Here is a 695-nt window from a genome sequence, read left to right as displayed (position 1 = left end):
AAAACATCACCATAGATCTGGCATAGTTTAGCCTGAAGATCAGTTTGGGGAGCAATATAATCTTTGCTACCCGTAAACTCAGGTTCAGGAAGTTGTCTTCTGTCAAGCTTTCCATTGATCGTTAAGGGCAAGGCTGTTAAATGTACAAAAGCACCCGGTACCATATATTCCGGTAAGCTCTCTGAAAGATGTTCAGAAAGAAGGTTGGAATCAACCTCAACATCGGATACATAATAGCCTGCAAGGTATTTCATCCCCGCTTTGTTTTCTTTAGCTAATACTGCGGTCTGACGGATACCAGGGTAATGAAGCAGGGTATTCTCAATCTCTCCTAATTCAATTCTGTACCCTCGGATTTTTACCTGGAAGTCATTTCGACCTACATATTCCAGCTCGCCATTAGCCAGCCAGCGTACTAAGTCTCCCGTTTTGTATAAACGGTTGTTTTCTCCTCTTCCTTTTTGGGATAACGTCTGGAATGGGTTTTCAAGGAAACGTTCCTCAGTTAAATCCGGACGGTTTAAGTAACCTCGTGCAATTCCGGATCCTCCTATATAAAGCTCACCTACAGCTCCAACCGGAACTGCCCGCATATGGTTATCCAGCACATAAGTCGTCATATTACCAATCGGACCTCCGATATTCAGCGGATTACCATCTTCCTTGTAATAATGCAGCGTTGCACAAACTGTCCC

At 43.7% G+C, this 695-nt stretch carries 1 protein-coding gene; it reads right to left on the bottom strand.

Annotation, left to right across the window (positions count from 1 at the left end):
- On the bottom strand, window positions 1-695 hold a 695-nt coding region (locus DRF57_RS23430), incomplete at both ends, for an AMP-binding enzyme (RefSeq protein WP_133297567.1).

The sequence above is a fragment of the Chryseobacterium rhizosphaerae genome, assembly GCF_003385455.1.
Taxonomy (GTDB): Bacteria; Bacteroidota; Bacteroidia; order Flavobacteriales; family Weeksellaceae; genus Chryseobacterium; species Chryseobacterium rhizosphaerae.
Note: the sequence above shows the minus strand (reverse complement) of the source record. Positions and strands in the feature narration are given on the sequence as shown.